The following is a 16,762-nucleotide window of genomic DNA, read 5'->3' on the forward strand; positions in this document are numbered from 1 at the left end:
TACCAAATTGAGTTTTATCCTACAAAATCGTACAATAATTATAACAACTACAGGTGGTGGCATAATGAACATTAAATTTTATGAAAACAACGAGCATCGAATTGCGGGGGTCACGTTAAAAGATGCCAATCATTTTGAAGAAAATAATATGGCGCTTCACGTCTGTCAAAACAAAGCAAATATAATTGAAAATCGTGAACAGCTTGCACAATTGTTAAACACTGATATCGAGCAATTTGTTTGTGCCAATCAAACACATAGTGCTAATTTTTTTCAAGTGGAGAAGCAACATATTGGCTTAGGTGGCACAACCTCTGAATCGGCCATTTCAGATACCGATGCACTATACACATATGAACGAAATGTATGCATTACGAGCTTTACAGCCGATTGTGTCCCTGTATTGTTTTATAACGAAAAAACAAATTTAATCGGTGCCATTCATTCTGGCTGGCAAGGGACAATTAAAGAAATTACATTAAAGTTATTTGAACAGCTGAAAAATGAAGAAAAATGTCACATGAATGATTTAAAGGTCATTATTGGACCCGCGATTAGTCAGGAAAAATTTGAAGTGGATGCAGATGTATACGATCGTTTTGTTGCCTTAGGCTATGCTGATGAATTTATGTATTGGAATGCGGACACAAACAAGTACCATATCGATAATCAACAAACCGTGAAAAAGCAATGTGAACTAGCAGGTGTACCAAGTGGAAATATCGTCATTGATCCAATGTGTACGTTTAAAAGTGAGCATGGATTCTCTTACCGTGAAGATAGAGGAACAGGTAGACATTTAAGCTTTATAATGAGGAAATAGTGTAAAGGGGCTTCCAGTTATGGAAGTTCCTTTTTTGTATAAGCCAATACTCCTAAAGAAAAACATAAAATTCCGAGGCTAAAAAGTTCGAAAATTTCAAATTAAACAACTTTTTGTTATGTATTTACTAATTTACAAAAATTAGTATAATAACCAATGAAAAGGAGGATTTATTATGAAACGAATTATTACTTTACTTACAATGTTCATGCTATGTTTTTCACCCGCACTTATCGCTGATGCACATTCTGGTAGAACAGACAGTAATGGCGGACACAATTGCTCGGATAAATCGATTGCTAAAGGATTATGTACTGGCTATCATTATCACAATGGAGGTAGCGCAACAAAATCAACTACAACAAAATCAAGTAGTACTAAAAATATTACTCCCGTTAAGAAAATTGTACCTAAACCCGCGCTAACTACAGTCAATGTTTACATTGACGATGTTTTACAAAATTATAACCCTAAAGCCTATTTGAAAAATGGGACAACTTTAGTACCGATGAAAAATATTTTCGAATCATTAGGTGCAACTGTTACTTATGATGCGGCAACAAAAAAGGTAACAGCCTATAAAAACAAGACAACGATTATTATTACAATCGGCAATAAAAAGGCTTATATTCAGTCAAATGGTACTACATCTGCTATTGACTTAAACCATGCTGCAGAAGTGTATGAAGGGACAACAATGGTTCCATTACGTTTTATCGGCCAAGCTTTAGGCGCTGGCATTACATTTGATGAACCCGCATTAAAAGTCTTCATTCATTCGTAATCGTCTTTTGTAAATGATAAATTTCAAATGCAAAAAAATGACCCCCCTGCCTTCTACTGCCAGAGGGATCATTTTATTTTTCATAAAATTTACAGCTTCACACGCTGTAATCGTAGTGCATTTAGTACAACTGAAACTGAACTAAAGGCCATTGCCGCGCCTGCTAGCCATGGCGCTAAAAAGCCTAATGCCGCAATAGGAATACCAATTGTGTTATAGGCAAATGCCCAAAATAGGTTTTGCTTAATATTCTTCATCGTTTTGCGACTCATTAAAATGGCGTCTGCAATACTATTTAAATCCCCACGAATAAGTGTAATATCTGCTGCTTCCATTGCGACATCCGTTCCTGTACCAATCGCCATCCCGATATCAGCTACCGCTAAAGCAGGTGCGTCATTAATTCCGTCACCAACCATAGCAACCTTATTTCCGGCTTGTTGAAGCTTCTCGATTTCCTGAGCTTTTTGCTCTGGTAGTACCTCGGCAATGACATCATCGATACCAACTTCTGCAGCAATTGCCTGAGCTGTACGGGCATTATCCCCAGTCAACATAATGACCTTTAACCCTAAATCATGTAAACGTTGAACTGCAGCTTTAGATGTTTCCTTCACTGTATCTGCCACTGCAACAAGCGCTGAAAGCTTTCCATCAATTGCAATCAGCATTGCCGTCTTCCCCTGCTCCTCAAGGCTGACAAGCTGTTGCTCAACTTTAGGCGCTACTGCAATATTCCGCTCGCCCATTAATTTTCGTGTACCAACTGCAACATGCGTTCCTGAGACCGTTGCTTCGATCCCGTAACCTGGAATGGCATTGAAATCCGTTGCAGTAGGAATATCAATTTGTCGATCAACTACCCCATTCACAATTGCTTGTGCTAATGGATGCTCCGACATTTTTTCAGCCGCAGCTACTTTTGCTAAAACATCCTTTTCTGCTAGTTCTTCACTATATATGATGACATCCGTTAACACTGGTTCTCCGTTTGTTACGGTGCCTGTTTTATCTACGACAACCGTTTGAATAAAGCCTGTTTGCTCAAGATGCTCGCCACCTTTAAACAAAATCCCAAACTGAGCAGCTCTACCTGAACCCGCCATTATTGAAGTTGGCGTTGCAAGACCCAATGCACAAGGACAGGCAATAACAAGTACCGCAATCGTCGCCTCAAATGCTGGGGTAAATTCCCCACCAATGGCCCACCATAAAATAAAGGTTAAGGCAGCAATGCCTACAACAATTGGTACAAAAATGCTCGATATTTTATCGGCTAAACGTTGAATTGGCGCCTTAGAGCCTTGAGCCGATTCAACAATTTGTATAATTTGAGCTAACGCTGTTTCATGACCAACCTTCAATGCTTTCATTTCTAGTGCACCGTTTTTATTAATTGTTGAGCCATATAACACATCGCCAACCGTTTTATCTACAGGAATACTTTCACCTGTTAACATAGATTCATCAACTGCGGACATACCGGATAATACTTCCCCATCGACCGGAATTTTTTCACCTGGCTTCACGCGAAGAATATCTCCAATTCGAACATCTTCTAATGGAACCGTTTGCTCCACACCATCTCGCACAACAAGCGCATTTTTCGCTTGCATGCCCATTAATTGCTTAATGGCTTGTGACGATTTCCCCTTTGCACGGGCTTCAAATAATTTCCCTAATAAAATTAGCGTAATTAACACTGCGCTCGTTTCAAAATACAGATGCGGCATATGATGACCGGAATGCGTCAACATTTGATAAATACTATAGAAGTAAGCTGCACTTGTACCCATAACGACAAGTACATCCATATTTGCTGCCCCATTTTTTAAGGACTTATACGCACCTACATAAAACTGCCAGCCAATAATAAACTGAACCGGCGTTGCTAATATTAGCTGTACCCACGGGTTCATTAGAAAATCGGGTACGTATAAAAAGCTTGTAAAAGAAAAGTGTCCAACCATCGTCCATAGTAATGGTAAGGATAGAATAGCCGATACAATAAATTTGCGCGTCTGTTTTTTAATCGCTACTTCACGATGATCAACAGGCGTATCTTGTTTTACAGGTTCCGCACCAAAGCCAATTTTATCAATACGTGCAATAATTTCAGATATCGAAACTTGCGACGGATTAAATTCAACCGTTGCCTTCTCTAATGCTAAATTGACATTGGCTGTTGAAATACCGTCCAGCTTTCCGAGAACTTTTTCTATTCTTGCAGAACAAGCAGCACAGGTCATGCCAGTAATATTCAGCTCCACTTTTTCTTTTACAACATCGTAGCCGAGCGCCTGTATTTTTTGCTCAATTTCTTTTGGCTTAACTGTGCCATCTTCATATTGAATTGTTGCCTTTTCTAATGCCAAATTGACCGTTGCTTTTTCTACACCATCCATACGATTTAGCCCTTTTTCAATACGGGTCGCGCAGGCCGCACAAGTCATACCTGTCACTTGGACGGTCGTTTCTTTTGTATTCACGTTCAATCACCTCTCCTATACCTATAAGGGGTATATATTTTTGAAAAAGATAGGCTCTCTATTCGTATAGAGAACCCAAACATCATTACACAACGTCGTAGCCTTGCTCATCAATTGTTTCTTTAATTTTTTCAACTGTAACCGCTGATTCATCATAAGCAACCGTTACCTTCGCCTCTGCTAAATCCACGTTTACTTGTTCTACACCTGCTAATGCACCAACACTCGTTTCTACTGCTTTCACACAGTGACCACATGACATACCTTGAACATTTAATGTTACATTTTCCATCTTATAATCGCTCCTTTAGCTATTTTTTCATTAATTTTTGAATCGTTACAACTAGTTCATCGAGCACTTCCACATCGCCGTCATTTAAACGATCGACGACACAGCCCTTCAGATGCCCTTCTAGCAATATTTTTGCCACACTATTTAAAGCAGATTGAGTCGCTGATAATTGGGTGATAATATCATCACAATATACATCTTTTTCAATCATGCCTTTAATGCCGCGAATCTGACCTTCTACCCGATTAAGCCTTGTTGTTAAGTCTTTTTTAATATGCTCAGGATGATGACTTTTTCGACAGCTTACTTCATGATTTTCTACTTGCTCATCATTACTCACCATAAGATCAATCCTCCTAACGTATTTCTACATTAACATACCACATAGGGGTATGTAAAGCAGATTGTTTTCTGAAAAATAAATATACTAAAGAAATTTTAGAAGGACTTTTTTTGACAATGATCGTATATTTTTTGACTAATATCATTGTCATTTTGTAATTAATCGTTTACAATTTGAATGAGGTGAGAACATGAAAAACCGCTTAAAGGAGTTGCGTGCAAGAGATGGACTGAATCAAACGGAGCTGGCCAAGAAAGCAAAAATCTCCCGTCAAACGATTAGTTTGATCGAGAGAAACGAGTATATGCCATCTTTATTAATCGCAACGAAAATTGCCCATGTATTTAACGAACCAATAGAACAAATTTTTATGTTCGAGAAGGAGGAATTGGAATGATTTTGTTTATAATTTCAGCACTCATTACTTTTTATAGCGCGCAGCTTCTTTGGCATTCATACACGCTCGCTTCAATTGAGGAAATTTTACTACTTGTTTGCAACATAATATGTGGTCTTTTCTTAATGATCGCCGCTCGCTATAAACGAACGATTGAACGTTCCTTATCAAATGCAGCTACAAACATCGATGAAGATCTCTATTACAATACGCTTGAAAGAAAAACGTATCATGCATCCTATTATGTACAATCAGCCGTTGTGCTTTCATTCTTAGGTTTTACAACCGGCTTTATTTTTTTTAGAGATTCAAATCCTAAGCTTGTATTAATTGCATTTGTTCTTTGTTTTTTGGCACTCTTTTTCTTTCTGCCAAACCCTAAAATGATGACACTAACTTACCCACATTATAAAATACCAGATCCAAAATCAAAGGATCCAGTAGCTGATACACTTGCCTATTACGACGACGGGCAAAAGTATCTATTGTTGAAGTCCTTATATCGATTGTACTTTTTCATCCTTTTCGCATTTGTCTTACTAATTTTAGGTCTCATGTATTATTCGATCTTCTCAGGTAATAATCAAACCGTTAGCATCCTTGGGATCGGCGTTATTTTATTAATCATGATGAATGCCTTATCTAGAAGTTTAAAGCCAGCAAAAATTACAAAAGAATCTTTGACAAAACACGTGAACTAAAAAGTAAATAATCGGAAAATAGTTGACGTAATAGCTGAAACAAAGCATGCCCCTCCATACAAATGGGTCATGCTTTTTAGTTCCGATTTTATAATATAGTATAGAGCGAAAAATTCGGTCCACCCAAACTTATTGTACTTGTGTACTTAAATGTTCATGAATAAGTTTCCACTCATTATGCTCTACGACAAATACATTCGTAGCTCGTCCACTTCCTTGAACAAATTGTCCTTGATGATACCCTTCATAATGATACGTATATGTACAGGTAGCTGATGTTTCATGAATAAACAACCATTCTACATTGGAAATGCTATATACTTCTTGTTCAATTAGCTTCCATGCACGCTCAAAATAAGCTTGAATATCAACCATGCTTTTACATGATTGATCACTAAAGATATATGCTGCCTTTTCATGTAATAGCTTTTGTACTTGTTGAAATTGATGGGTATTTGTTGCATCAATATAAGCCTTCAATGCTTGTTTAACATCTCCAACGGTATCAGATGTATTTAACGAATAACTCATCACAATTAATTCGCCCTTAGTCCCTTGGCGACGTTCCCCATGATCGATAAATCCGCATTTTTTATACAGCTCTTGTGCAGCTACATTTTTAACATTCACTGCGAGCACAATTTCATCAACCTGCGGAAAATTCTTTTTCACAAATGCCGGTAACAATTTAAGCGCCTGTTTGGCATAGCCCTTTCCTTGTTTACGAAAATCGGTCGAAAACGCACGGACTAAAATAGCATTCTGGTTGTCTGAATAGGGTTCGACCCCTTCCTCCTTATGTAAATCAAAATACGTTACTAAATTACCATCCACAATTCCTAAAATAGGCGTTCGACTAGCGCTTACTAATTCTAGACATTGCTGTGGATGCCCAGTAAATTGAAGCTGACTCTCAACTAATTGATATTCATCAATTAAATTTCGATACGATTCTTTGAATACAACTAATTCCACTCATACCCCTCCAAAAGAACATTTGTTCCTATTATAACGTTATCTATTGAATTTTCAAACTATTAAATATTTTAAAATCGTATTCAAAAATATTTTATATCCCAAAATTATACATATTTAAATATAAAAATTATTAAATACAATTAAATACATATTAGTTAAAAATAATAATAAATGTACAAATAATTAAATATTACATAAAAAATGCTTATAGACAGCCAAAACGTTATTGTACCGTTGAAATTAGTGAGGAAGAAGAGAAATTATTAGAATGGGTGTGTTGATACATGATTTTTGAAGTAATCTATGAAAAAGCCAAGGAACGTTATTTTTACAGCGTTTCTTGGCTTTAAGTGTATTCACAAAATTAGAATTGAGAACGTTATTTTGTATGTACGAATATAGCTATCTAATTCTTTACTGTTTCGTTCATAGAAATCAAAAAAATCATTCAATTGATTATCCTGTAAATGATAATATGAAGCATAAGAAAATTACCAAAGCTCATTTCATTTTTATGCTGTAGTACCGCATTGCCTTCGGAACACCTTCCATGTCAAAAATGCCATCGACGATTAATCTTCTGACGCGGTATTCTATAAATTGGTCGCCAATGTATTGATTAAGATGACCTAGTACTTCTCCAATTATTCTAGCTGTTTTTATAAAATCATTATGTTTTTTCTTCTGATGAGACTTTTCAACTGTATTGATAATGAATCCATCAAAGAAAGTTTCAGGTACACTCATTATTTTACTACTTTCCCAGATTCGTAAAACTTCTTTATTCTCACATAGTTGCTCCCATTGTTGTTCAAATGCTTTACGTTCTGTTTGAGTTAATGCATGACCATTTTTCTCGTGTTCATATATTTTTTTTAATTGTTCGGATGAGAGTTCGCCCATATTTAATGGCATAAAATCAATGTCGATTCTATTAAAATGGCTTTTATTTGCTTCATTTGTATTAATGATAAAGATGTTGTTTATTTTCCCTTTTAGTAAATACAGAACAAATCTTAAACCTGTTTGTTCATGTGCATTTTCTCCGGCCCAAATAATAATCGGATGGTAACTTGGGATCTGTTCAATATCTAATAGAGTCCGATTAAAGCGCTCTTCATAATTGAAAAGCACCTCATCATCTATGTTTAAATGTGTTCTTAACCATTCATAGCGTTTATTAATACCTTGTGAGTCATGTAAATTCCAAATCGAACCTATTGAAAACAAATCGGAAAAGGTAATAATCTTATCATGTTGATTTAATCCTAACTTATTTAAAGCGATTTTTAAGCTACCAGCCGGTGAATCGCCAAATACAATATGAGTAGTATGAAATTGGGTGTGCTCTTCGACACTAGCTTGATTTTTTTTATACTTCAACAGGTCGTTATATGTTTTTTTTATATCTAAAAAGAATTGCTGCTCTGAATAGCCCTTTCTTTCTTCAACCACTTGCATACGTAAAAAGACTTGAAGTAATAATGATTTCAATTCTTTTTCTTCCAATTGATTAATCGTACCTTTCATATCATCAAACAATTGAATCTCTCCCTTTAGATTTTTTTACTAGTAACATTAATAGAACTAACTATTTTGTTGAAGTGAGCGCCTTTAAACCCTCTTTTAGAAAAATTTTATAAATTAAACGCCATCTAAAACAGTCAGAAGAGCCATTGTTATACAGGAGATCATTATCGTAAATGCTCCAGTCATAAAATAGACATTTAACCTGAAATCTATCTCTTTACGGGATTTATCAATTATAAGTGCTAAGTTTAAACAAAATATAATCGCTAATACTGGTGTTCCATATACTGCCATAAAAATGAAAAACATCTCTACCACCTCCCAAACGTTATAAAGTATTTTACAATTGAAAAACGTAACAATTAGCGAAGAAAATATAACAATAAAATTGAAAAACACTAAAATTCAAGAACGCTATGAAAACAGCGTTTCTTGGTTTTTTCTTAAATTATATCAATTTGCGGTATCAATAAGCCAAACTTTCCTTATAGAATCTTCAATAGCCGATTCTCCCTATTAAAGCTCTCAGATGATAGATCAATAACTTTTCTCTTAATCTCACTTCGTAAAAAAGTAGTATACAGGACAATGGAAAATTATTGTTACTATAGAAATGTGTCTAATAAAGTCGAAATTTGCAAAATATCGGAATATATTTTCTTATCTAAAATCCTTTGAATCAAATCTTATTATCTGTTTTTACTTGAACTTATTCAAAATTATAAATTTTAGTGGTAGTTTTATGTTGAAATACAAATTGAAAGGAGAAGTATAATGTCGAAAAAACTAGGTAGAATAATTGTTAGTTTTGTAGTGTTGTATTCAATTTTCATTTTAGGACAAGTAAATAATGTAGCTGCTGCTCAGGTGTTTATTAAACCTGCAAATGGTACATACACAAGCCCTTATGGTATGAGAGATGGTGTAATGCATTATGGTATTGATATTGCAGCATCTGGATCAAGTGTGGCTGTTAACGCTTCTGCAACGGGAGTAATTAGTAAAGTAGCTGATGGTTGTTCAAATAATGGCTATAGGGGAAATACATGTAATGGTGGATATGGAAATTATATAATCGTTCGACATAGTATTGCAGGACAAACTTATAATACATTGTATGCCCATTTAAAATCTATTAATGTTAATGTAGGTCAATCAGTAAGTCAGGGTACTCAAATTGGAGTTATGGGGAATAGCGGCGATTCATCAGCTCAACATTTACATTTCGAAATATATGAGCGAGACCGTACTGCTCAATCTCAAGCTGTCGATCCAATGCCTTATTTAAATGGTACGAAACCAACAATTTCTTACCACACTTATGATGGAACGTGGGCTACAATCACAATTACAAGTACAGCCAATGTATTCCAATATGTAGGATATGGTATTATTGATCAACTACCAGCTGGTGGAAAGTACAAAGTATATGGTCAAAGAGAATATTCAGCGGATGGAGTTCTTTTCTATAATGTAGGTAGTGGTTACGTACATCATGCTTATGGCACTATTGCAAATCACCATGCTACTGTTTCGTCAACAATAAGTACGTATAATGCGCCAAATGGATCATTTAATCGTTCATTGGCACCTGGAACTTATAAAGTACACGCTGCGAAAGATGGTTGGTATAACTTGGGTACAGATACTTGGGTGAATGCTAATCAAGTTTTAGTAACAAAAAATTAAAAGGATTGCCAAATCTATACTATTAAGGCTGTAAATAAACTTAAAAGTTTGTCTACAGTCTTTTTATGTTAATTCATTACACAGATTTAAGAACGTTGAGTGGAGAAAATGAAATAAAAAATAGGTGAAAAGTATTTTCTTGTGATAAAAAATCGCTCTAATGCCATATTAAGAAGGAATCGATTTGAAAGGAGAATTCCGATGGGTAGAGACGATAGCTCAAGTAAAGGAACCAATAAAGGCTCATTACCACAAACACCAAAAAACCAAAAAATCGCTCCTAACAAGGCGAGAGAAGAAATAGCGAGTGAAATCGATGAGCTCCATCAGCTCGTTGAAAAATCAAAAAGGAATCGAGCAAAAGATTTGGAGTTGTAATAATATTACAACATCCTCGTTATATTTCATTTTGCTTGACGTTTCTTCATTTATAGCGAAATAGGAAATAACCTTGATAATTCATTTATCAAGGTTATTTTGTGTTAAAGGTGCTTAGTCATTTTGTTGATTTTTTTATATAACTTGTTAGATTAAATTGAATTGAAATAGATTAGGGTCAAAGTTATTCTTTTTTATAATGTCTGTTGCAACTTGTTTCTCTTCGTTTTTGCTCTTTCTATTATAGAAACAACAAACGTCATGATATGCAATATCCCCATAGGTTATTTATTCTATTAAACAAGTGATCTTAAATAGGTATATTCTATTGTTTTCACAACAAATATAGCTAAATAATATTATTACTGTACAATAACTAATGAATATTTGATATGGGGGAAAAACTTTTGAAAAAATGGTTATTACTATGTGGGTTTGTAGGGTTATTGTTGTCGCCCCAATATAAAGTGGAGGCAGTATCGGGATCCTATTTTGATACTTTTATGAAAGATGCACCGTTTTGGCCAGCGAATACACGAATCGAAAAAGTACCAGATTATTCTAATGATTATTACCAGTTGCAATTAGCGGAAGATTCACTTGTGACGTTTACCTTTGATGATCCAAAACAAGGTTCGATTTTAGTTGCGTTATTACAAAATGATGGCTCTCAAGACCCACCAAGCTTTGCGTTTATTCGAACGACGAAAGATGACGGTGATGACAAAAAAACAGTTCAGCAAATACAACTACGCGCTGGGATGTATTATGTAAGAATAGATGGACCAGATGGGCAACCATACAATGGCGTATATACAGTTGCACCTACTCAATCGTCTATTGATGTAGAACCGAACAATACAGCAAAGACTGCCAATCCAATCCCACTTAACACACCTATTAAAAGTGTAGGAACTGTAGCTGCCTTGGCAGATTATTATACATTTTCATTAGATAAAACAAGTAAAGTTACGTTGCACACAGAGAAATATATGCCACATTTATCAGATGGTGCTTCACAATTATTGTATGTAGATGTGGACGACGACAAAGGTCATCGTTATTTAGCAACATTAACAAATCATGCTTTTTCCAAATCGGACGTGGAAGTATTATTACCTGGAACATATACGGTAAAAGTAAGTGCTAGTGATACGGGTTATAGGTCCGATTATCAATTTATTTTAAAAACAGAAGCAATTAATCAGCCAGAAACATTTAAAAATAGTATTTTTGGTACAACTCTATTACCAGAAAAAGAAATTCGAGGCTTTTTAAGTCTTAACGATGAATATTCTTTTACGTTAGATCATGAACAAAAGGTGCATTTTACTATTAAGACCGATTCATCCGAGTTAATGTCTGCCATCCTAACTAAAGAGGATGAGGAAGGTGATTATCGACAAATTTTCGATTATCAATATGAACAAAAAAAAGGCCTCTTTACAATGACAGCGGTGTTAAAGCCAGGGAAATATATAATTGAACCGAGTACGAAATGGCAACAAGTTTACGAAGTAAATTATACGATTAAATATGAAGAAGTGTTGTATATTGACGTTCCACTAAATTATCGATATGCGAATGAAATTTTGGCACTTTCATCAATGGGGATTATTCAAGGACATGAAGATGGTCGGTTTAAACCAAAAAATCCTATAACACGCCGACAAGTGTTTACGATGTTATCGCGTTATGATGATTTAAATTTACTGCCATTACGTGAAATGATTCAATTCAAAGATTTGATGAGGTATAGTACGGATTATCAGCTAATTTCTCCGTTTTATCAGGCTGGAATTGTTGATGGATCGACAAATAGAATGATGGATTTAAGTAGTAACTTAACGCGGGCACAGCTTGCAAAAATTTTAGTAAATACATTTGACTTAAACATGCAAGACACTTCAACTACGTTTAATGATGTTTCGCAAAAACATTATGCTTATGAATATATTCAAATTTTAGCTTCGAATGGAATTACGCAAGGAAGTTACGGTAATTTCATGCCAAACGAGCCAGTAAGCCGTGAACATTTTTCTGTATTTTTATATCGTTTATTTGAACAGTTGAAAAAATCGTAAAGTAAAACTCCTTGAAAAGAAAAATGCCTCGATGTATACGTCATCGAGGCATTTTTATATTTAGTAGACTCAACTTTACATGTAAAAGTAAAATCCCTATCATTCCGCGTATTTCTTAACAAGATTTTGGAGCTTTTCTTCACTTAATGGCCCAACTATACGGGTTAATTCCTCCCCTTCTTCATTTAAAAGCACCGTTGTCGGGATAGAAAGAATACGATATGCTTTACCGGCCAAATCGTTTTCATCAATTAAAATGGGATAGCTCACTTCATATTGTTGTAAAAATCCATTCAAAGCGGTTTCTCCGTGATCACGGGAAGCTAAGTTAACACCAACTAACTCCACATTATCCGGGAGCTTTTGTGAAAAGCTTTGTAAGTGAGGCATCTCTGCTTTACATGGACCACACCATGTAGCAAAAAAATTAACAATTGTCAGTGACTTCTCGGGATTGTGTAGCGTTCGCTTTTCATCATCAACGGATTGCAACATAATCGTTGTATGCCCTTCCGTAGTTTTCATTTCCTTTAGCGATGAATCCCACATCATACCGATTAATAGTGAAACGAATACAAGTCCGATTAATTGCTTTGATTCTTGATTTCGTTTCATGAATGTAAACAGTACAAATAGAAATACAAAGCTCCATAAATATGGACTTGTCCAATCATACTGGGAGAAAATAATGACACCTACTAGCGCTGTTGCCCATGATATTTTTTTAAAAAGTACAATGCTTGCTAGCAGCGACAAAATGATTAAAACAATATTCACATTTAGTAATGCAATGACAATGTGATAGCTTGCTAAAAATAGTATAAACCCTTTCCATAAGTCTTCAAATTGAATCTGTTGTCGCTTCATAATAAGCGTGATCATTACTATACAGAGTGCAAGTAAATGTCCTTTCCAACCCCCATCAAAGTACAAAATGGATAGTGGTGCTTGAATAAATGCCTTCAAGTAAAACAGCACATAACTAAGCTTCCAAATTAGTATATATTGAAAAAGAAAAGAATCAATTTGCCATGTCGCCCTCTTTTTCGTTACGATTTCTAGGACAAAAATGGCAGCTAAAAATGCGACCCATGTATAGGGAATATGGATGGAACCAATTGTTAAAGTATCCATTTTACCTCCTTTAAAAAAGGACAAGCCATCATCGCCTGCCCTTCTATTGTCATTCAGTTATTTATTTAAAATTATAAGTTGTCACGATTGGCTCACGGTTTTTCGTAATATCTTGGTAATACTCATACAAGGAAATACCTAAAAATGAGCCTGAAATATTATACACATTGTCATAACCACTATTTTCTAATGCCATCACCGCATTGTAGCTGCGCTGTGCTGATCGGCAATGAATATAAACAGGAACATCCTTTGGTATTTCATGCATACGCTCACGGAATTGACTTAATGGAATGTTCTTCGCATTTTTTAAATGCCCGTTCGCAAATTCATTTTCTTCACGAACATCAATTATGACTGCATCACTTTCTACTAATTGTCGCACTTCACTAACTCGAATTTGTTTAAAGCGACCGCTCATAATATTTGTTGCTACTAATGCCGCCATATTTACGACATCTTTTGCTGTACTAAACATCGGTGAATACGATAATTCAAGCTCTTTTAAGTCTTCAATTGTCCCATTCATCGTAATTAATGTAGCGATGACATCAATACGTTTGTCTGCATTCCCTTTCCCAATTGCCTGTGCCCCTAAAATACGGCCCGTTGGCACCTCATAAATTAACTTGAAATGCAATGGATTACTTGAAGGCATTAAGCCTACTTTGTCTGGTGCAATAACATATACCGCTTCAACAGAAAAGCCAGCTTGTTTTGCAATTCGCTCTGTTAAGCCCGTTGCTGCCGCATTGTAGTCAAAAACCTGTATGCTCGATGAGCCAATAACCCCTTTATTTATGACCATTCTCCCATAAATATGATCTGCGACTGCACGCGCTTGACGTTGCGCAGGGCCCGCTAATGCTAGTCTTGTCGGCTTATTTAATAGTCGATGATATACTTCGATCGCATCTCCTACTGCATAAATATGACGGTCATTTGTTTGATAATTTTGGTTTACCTTGATTGCGCCGGTTTCCCCAATATCTAAGCCCGCTTCTTTTGCTAACGCCGTTTCAGGACGTACACCAATGGCTAATACCACGATGTCTGCATGAATTTCCTTACCCGAGTTTAATGTTACGACCGTTTCTGAAATTTTTGCTAAGCCATCATTTACAATAAGCTCAACGCCTTGATCCACCATTTCCTTATGCAAAATTTGCACCATATCCTCATCAAATGGCGTTAAAATTTGAGGTGCAAATTCCACTAATGACACCCCACGGCCTGCTAAGCGCAAGTTTTCTGCCACTTCAACACCGATAAAGCCACCACCGATTACCGCAATATTTTTTGCATCCTTTTCAACAATGGCCTTTTGTAAACGTTCGATATCCACTACATTTCGGACAGTAAATACATGTGGCAAATTAACCCCTTCTAAATTTGGAACGATCGGGCTCGCCCCTGGTGATAAAATAAGTGTATCGTATTCTTCATTGTATTTCTCACCAGTGACAACATTTTGCACCGTTACCGTTTTTTCAGCACGATTAATCGATACAACCTCGCTGTTTACGCGTGCATCGATATGATATTTTGACTCAAAGGAATCCGGATTCATTAATAATAAACGCTGACTATCCGCTACAATTCCACTTAAATGATATGGTAATGAACAGTTTGAAAATGACACATGTGGACCTTTTTCAAACATAACAATTTGAGCTTGCTCATCTAATCGACGAATTCGAGCTGCAGCCGTTGCACCACCAGCTACGCCACCAACAATAACTACCTTCTTCATATGTAAAACTCCCATCTATTGTTTATTAACCTCAATATATACCCCACTAGGTATAATTGTCAATGAAATAAACGAATAAAAAATGGTTTCAGAATTTGATCTGAAACCATTTTGCCATAATTATTATTTAAGTTACCAATTATATTAAACTAGTCACCATTTATACAATCTATTTTTTTATGAACCCATAATGAAATTTAGAAGTTAAGCGAATCGTACGCTCAAAACCGTACTGGTCAAACCAATTGGATTTATAATGCGCCTTTAGCACAACGCGCTTTTTAGCAACGCGGTATGCTTCATTCACCCATTCGTCTGACAAAGAAATATGACTCCCAGCATGACGCAGGGCTTCAAAGTTTGTCGACTCTTCAATCGTTTCTTCAAACATCGGATCCATGTAAACAACATCAAAGCTTTCATTTGGCTGCTTTTTTAAATATTCGATTGCATTCGCATGAACTACTTCAATATTTCGCATACATTCAGTCAATGGTAGCTCAGACGTATCATATACTTGCATGCCGTTTTCCACAATAAATGCGACGTTTTTATCCGCTTCTAGCCCCATTACTTTTCCTTCATCACCTACTGCAAATGCTGCAACTAAGCTATCCGAACCCATGCCAAGTGTACAGTCTAAAAAGGTATCGCCTTTATGTAAATTGCACGCAAGTAGAAGTGGTTCTTCCTCTCCACGAGCAACACGCTTTAGGCGAAATGCAGCAGAATTTGGATGAAAAAAGAACGGTGATTGTGCACCGTATGTGTAATATTCATAACGATTTTTGCCAGCAACAATTACATTCGCATCATATTGTTCCATCATTTTATTGACTGAACGTTTTTTTCGTGGAACAATTTCTGCCTGTAGCGCATTGCTTGCTCTTTGGGCAAACCTTAATGATTCCTTATCAGGTCGGCCAGCTGTAGTAACAATTGTTACTCGGCACATACTTGCTTTAGTACATCAGCTAAGTGGTCACGAATTTGCTCCATTGGGAAACCTTCGATTTGCTCACGAGGGATAAAGTACGCTAATTGGCCGTCCTTTAAAATCGCCATTGATGGTGAGCTTGGTGGTACTTCATCAAAATACCCGCGCATTGCAGCAGTTGCCTCTGGATCTTGCCCAGCAAAAACGGTTACTAAGTTATCCGGCTTTACTTCTGCCACTGCTTCACGGGCAGCAGGACGTGCTAAACCAGCCGCACAACCACAAACCGAGTTGATCACAACTAAAGAAGTCCCTTTTGTTTCCGCCATAAATTCATGCACATTATCCGCCGTCGTTAATTGAGTAAATCCTGCATTTTCAAGCTCCGCACGCATCGGTTGTGTAACTTGTCTCATATATTCATCATAAGCATTTGTCATTTAAAAAACC

The 16,762-nt window shown here is 36.1% G+C and carries 17 protein-coding genes and 1 pseudogene; 7 read left to right on the top strand and 11 right to left on the bottom strand.

The window, feature by feature from the left end; genetic code table 11:
• Window positions 1-64: 64 nt before the first annotated feature.
• Window positions 65-823: a peptidoglycan editing factor PgeF gene (pgeF, locus tag MKZ17_RS12545; RefSeq protein WP_340724074.1), complete on the top strand. Its 759-nt coding sequence runs from the start codon at window positions 65-67 to the stop codon at window positions 821-823.
• A 175-nt stretch (window positions 824-998) separates the two neighbouring features.
• On the top strand, window positions 999-1,607 hold the full coding sequence (locus MKZ17_RS12550; RefSeq protein ID WP_340724075.1) for a copper amine oxidase N-terminal domain-containing protein: 609 nt from the start codon (window positions 999-1,001) through the stop codon (window positions 1,605-1,607).
• Between the two features lie 89 nt (window positions 1,608-1,696).
• Here the strand turns inward: MKZ17_RS12550 and MKZ17_RS12555 are convergent, their stop codons facing one another.
• From MKZ17_RS12555 to MKZ17_RS12565, 3 genes are all read right to left on the bottom strand, one after another.
• A complete protein-coding gene (locus MKZ17_RS12555) occupies window positions 1,697-4,102 on the bottom strand; it encodes a heavy metal translocating P-type ATPase (protein ID WP_340724076.1) in 2,406 nt (801 codons plus the stop codon).
• 79 nt (window positions 4,103-4,181) lie between these two features.
• Window positions 4,182-4,388 carry a copper chaperone CopZ gene (gene copZ, locus MKZ17_RS12560; RefSeq protein ID WP_340724077.1) on the bottom strand — a complete coding sequence of 69 codons (207 nt, stop codon included), beginning with the start codon at window positions 4,386-4,388 and terminating at the stop codon, window positions 4,182-4,184.
• A 19-nt stretch (window positions 4,389-4,407) separates the two neighbouring features.
• Entirely contained in the window at window positions 4,408-4,731 is a 324-nt protein-coding gene (locus MKZ17_RS12565; RefSeq protein ID WP_340724078.1) for a metal-sensing transcriptional repressor, read from the bottom strand.
• Between the two features lie 190 nt (window positions 4,732-4,921).
• Here MKZ17_RS12565 and MKZ17_RS12570 point away from each other — a divergent pair, with 190 nt between their 5' ends.
• Both MKZ17_RS12570 and MKZ17_RS12575 read left to right on the top strand, forming a co-directional pair.
• Complete coding sequence (locus MKZ17_RS12570; protein ID WP_340724079.1) at window positions 4,922-5,128, top strand: helix-turn-helix transcriptional regulator; 207 nt, start codon at window positions 4,922-4,924, stop codon at window positions 5,126-5,128.
• Window positions 5,125-5,829, top strand: a complete 705-nt coding sequence (locus MKZ17_RS12575; RefSeq protein ID WP_340724080.1) for a DUF3169 family protein — start codon at window positions 5,125-5,127, stop codon at window positions 5,827-5,829. The genes MKZ17_RS12570 and MKZ17_RS12575 overlap by 4 nt, the downstream gene beginning before the upstream one ends.
• A gap of 129 nt (window positions 5,830-5,958) precedes the next feature.
• Here the strand turns inward: MKZ17_RS12575 and MKZ17_RS12580 are convergent, their stop codons facing one another.
• The 4 genes and pseudogenes from MKZ17_RS12580 to MKZ17_RS12595 all read right to left on the bottom strand — a co-directional run bounded on the left by MKZ17_RS12580 (window position 5,959) and on the right by MKZ17_RS12595 (window position 8,646).
• On the bottom strand, window positions 5,959-6,360 hold the full coding sequence (locus tag MKZ17_RS12580) for a YybH family protein (RefSeq protein ID WP_340725552.1): 402 nt from the start codon (window positions 6,358-6,360) through the stop codon (window positions 5,959-5,961).
• Between the two features lie 60 nt (window positions 6,361-6,420).
• A pseudogene (locus MKZ17_RS12585) lies at window positions 6,421-6,804 on the bottom strand (GNAT family N-acetyltransferase); the annotation flags it as partial.
• A 504-nt stretch (window positions 6,805-7,308) separates the two neighbouring features.
• A complete protein-coding gene (locus MKZ17_RS12590) occupies window positions 7,309-8,349 on the bottom strand; it encodes a DUF1835 domain-containing protein (RefSeq protein WP_340724081.1) in 1,041 nt (346 codons plus the stop codon).
• 102 nt (window positions 8,350-8,451) lie between these two features.
• A complete protein-coding gene (locus MKZ17_RS12595) occupies window positions 8,452-8,646 on the bottom strand; it encodes a hypothetical protein (protein WP_340724082.1) in 195 nt (64 codons plus the stop codon).
• A gap of 465 nt (window positions 8,647-9,111) precedes the next feature.
• Here MKZ17_RS12595 and MKZ17_RS12600 point away from each other — a divergent pair, with 465 nt between their 5' ends.
• The 3 genes from MKZ17_RS12600 (at window position 9,112) to MKZ17_RS12610 (ending at window position 12,488) form a co-directional block, all read left to right on the top strand.
• Window positions 9,112-10,026, top strand: coding sequence for a M23 family metallopeptidase (locus MKZ17_RS12600; RefSeq protein ID WP_340724083.1), 915 nt, complete (start codon window positions 9,112-9,114; stop codon window positions 10,024-10,026).
• Window positions 10,027-10,227: 201 nt separating this feature from the next.
• On the top strand, window positions 10,228-10,404 hold the full coding sequence (locus MKZ17_RS12605; protein WP_340724084.1) for a hypothetical protein: 177 nt from the start codon (window positions 10,228-10,230) through the stop codon (window positions 10,402-10,404).
• Window positions 10,405-10,811: 407 nt separating this feature from the next.
• A complete protein-coding gene (locus tag MKZ17_RS12610) occupies window positions 10,812-12,488 on the top strand; it encodes an S-layer homology domain-containing protein (protein WP_340724085.1) in 1,677 nt (558 codons plus the stop codon).
• A 99-nt stretch (window positions 12,489-12,587) separates the two neighbouring features.
• Here MKZ17_RS12610 and MKZ17_RS12615 read toward each other — a convergent pair whose 3' ends face one another.
• The 4 genes from MKZ17_RS12615 to MKZ17_RS12630 all read right to left on the bottom strand — a co-directional run bounded on the left by MKZ17_RS12615 (window position 12,588) and on the right by MKZ17_RS12630 (window position 16,752).
• On the bottom strand, window positions 12,588-13,622 hold the full coding sequence (locus tag MKZ17_RS12615) for a TlpA family protein disulfide reductase (protein ID WP_340724086.1): 1,035 nt from the start codon (window positions 13,620-13,622) through the stop codon (window positions 12,588-12,590).
• 61 nt (window positions 13,623-13,683) lie between these two features.
• Window positions 13,684-15,375: an FAD-dependent oxidoreductase gene (locus MKZ17_RS12620; RefSeq protein ID WP_340724087.1), complete on the bottom strand. Its 1,692-nt coding sequence runs from the start codon at window positions 15,373-15,375 to the stop codon at window positions 13,684-13,686.
• Between the two features lie 169 nt (window positions 15,376-15,544).
• Complete coding sequence (locus tag MKZ17_RS12625; RefSeq protein WP_340724088.1) at window positions 15,545-16,330, bottom strand: class I SAM-dependent methyltransferase; 786 nt, start codon at window positions 16,328-16,330, stop codon at window positions 15,545-15,547.
• Entirely contained in the window at window positions 16,318-16,752 is a 435-nt protein-coding gene (locus tag MKZ17_RS12630; RefSeq protein ID WP_340724089.1) for a BrxA/BrxB family bacilliredoxin, read from the bottom strand. Before MKZ17_RS12630 ends, MKZ17_RS12625 begins: the two co-directional genes overlap by 13 nt.
• Between the last annotated feature and the right edge of the window lie 10 nt (window positions 16,753-16,762).

The organism is Solibacillus sp. FSL R7-0682 (assembly GCF_038005985.1).
Classification (GTDB): Bacteria; Bacillota; Bacilli; order Bacillales_A; family Planococcaceae; genus Solibacillus.

Bases quoted from the DNA above. Each gene is read 5' to 3' on its own strand.
- pgeF (WP_340724074.1), top strand. From the start codon at position 65: ATGAACATTAAATTTTATGAAAACAACGAGCATCGAATTGCGGGGGTC.
- MKZ17_RS12550 (WP_340724075.1), top strand. From the start codon at position 999: ATGAAACGAATTATTACTTTACTTACAATGTTCATGCTATGTTTTTCA.
- copZ (WP_340724077.1), bottom strand. From the start codon at position 4,388: ATGGAAAATGTAACATTAAATGTTCAAGGTATGTCATGTGGTCACTGT.
- MKZ17_RS12565 (WP_340724078.1), bottom strand. From the start codon at position 4,731: ATGGTGAGTAATGATGAGCAAGTAGAAAATCATGAAGTAAGCTGTCGA.
- MKZ17_RS12570 (WP_340724079.1), top strand. From the start codon at position 4,922: ATGAAAAACCGCTTAAAGGAGTTGCGTGCAAGAGATGGACTGAATCAA.
- MKZ17_RS12575 (WP_340724080.1), top strand. From the start codon at position 5,125: ATGATTTTGTTTATAATTTCAGCACTCATTACTTTTTATAGCGCGCAG.
- MKZ17_RS12580 (WP_340725552.1), bottom strand. From the start codon at position 6,360: ATGAGTTATTCGTTAAATACATCTGATACCGTTGGAGATGTTAAACAA.
- MKZ17_RS12595 (WP_340724082.1), bottom strand. From the start codon at position 8,646: ATGTTTTTCATTTTTATGGCAGTATATGGAACACCAGTATTAGCGATT.
- MKZ17_RS12600 (WP_340724083.1), top strand. From the start codon at position 9,112: ATGTCGAAAAAACTAGGTAGAATAATTGTTAGTTTTGTAGTGTTGTAT.
- MKZ17_RS12605 (WP_340724084.1), top strand. From the start codon at position 10,228: ATGGGTAGAGACGATAGCTCAAGTAAAGGAACCAATAAAGGCTCATTA.
- MKZ17_RS12615 (WP_340724086.1), bottom strand. From the start codon at position 13,622: ATGGATACTTTAACAATTGGTTCCATCCATATTCCCTATACATGGGTC.
- MKZ17_RS12620 (WP_340724087.1), bottom strand. From the start codon at position 15,375: ATGAAGAAGGTAGTTATTGTTGGTGGCGTAGCTGGTGGTGCAACGGCT.
- MKZ17_RS12625 (WP_340724088.1), bottom strand. From the start codon at position 16,330: ATGTGCCGAGTAACAATTGTTACTACAGCTGGCCGACCTGATAAGGAA.
- MKZ17_RS12630 (WP_340724089.1), bottom strand. From the start codon at position 16,752: ATGACAAATGCTTATGATGAATATATGAGACAAGTTACACAACCGATG.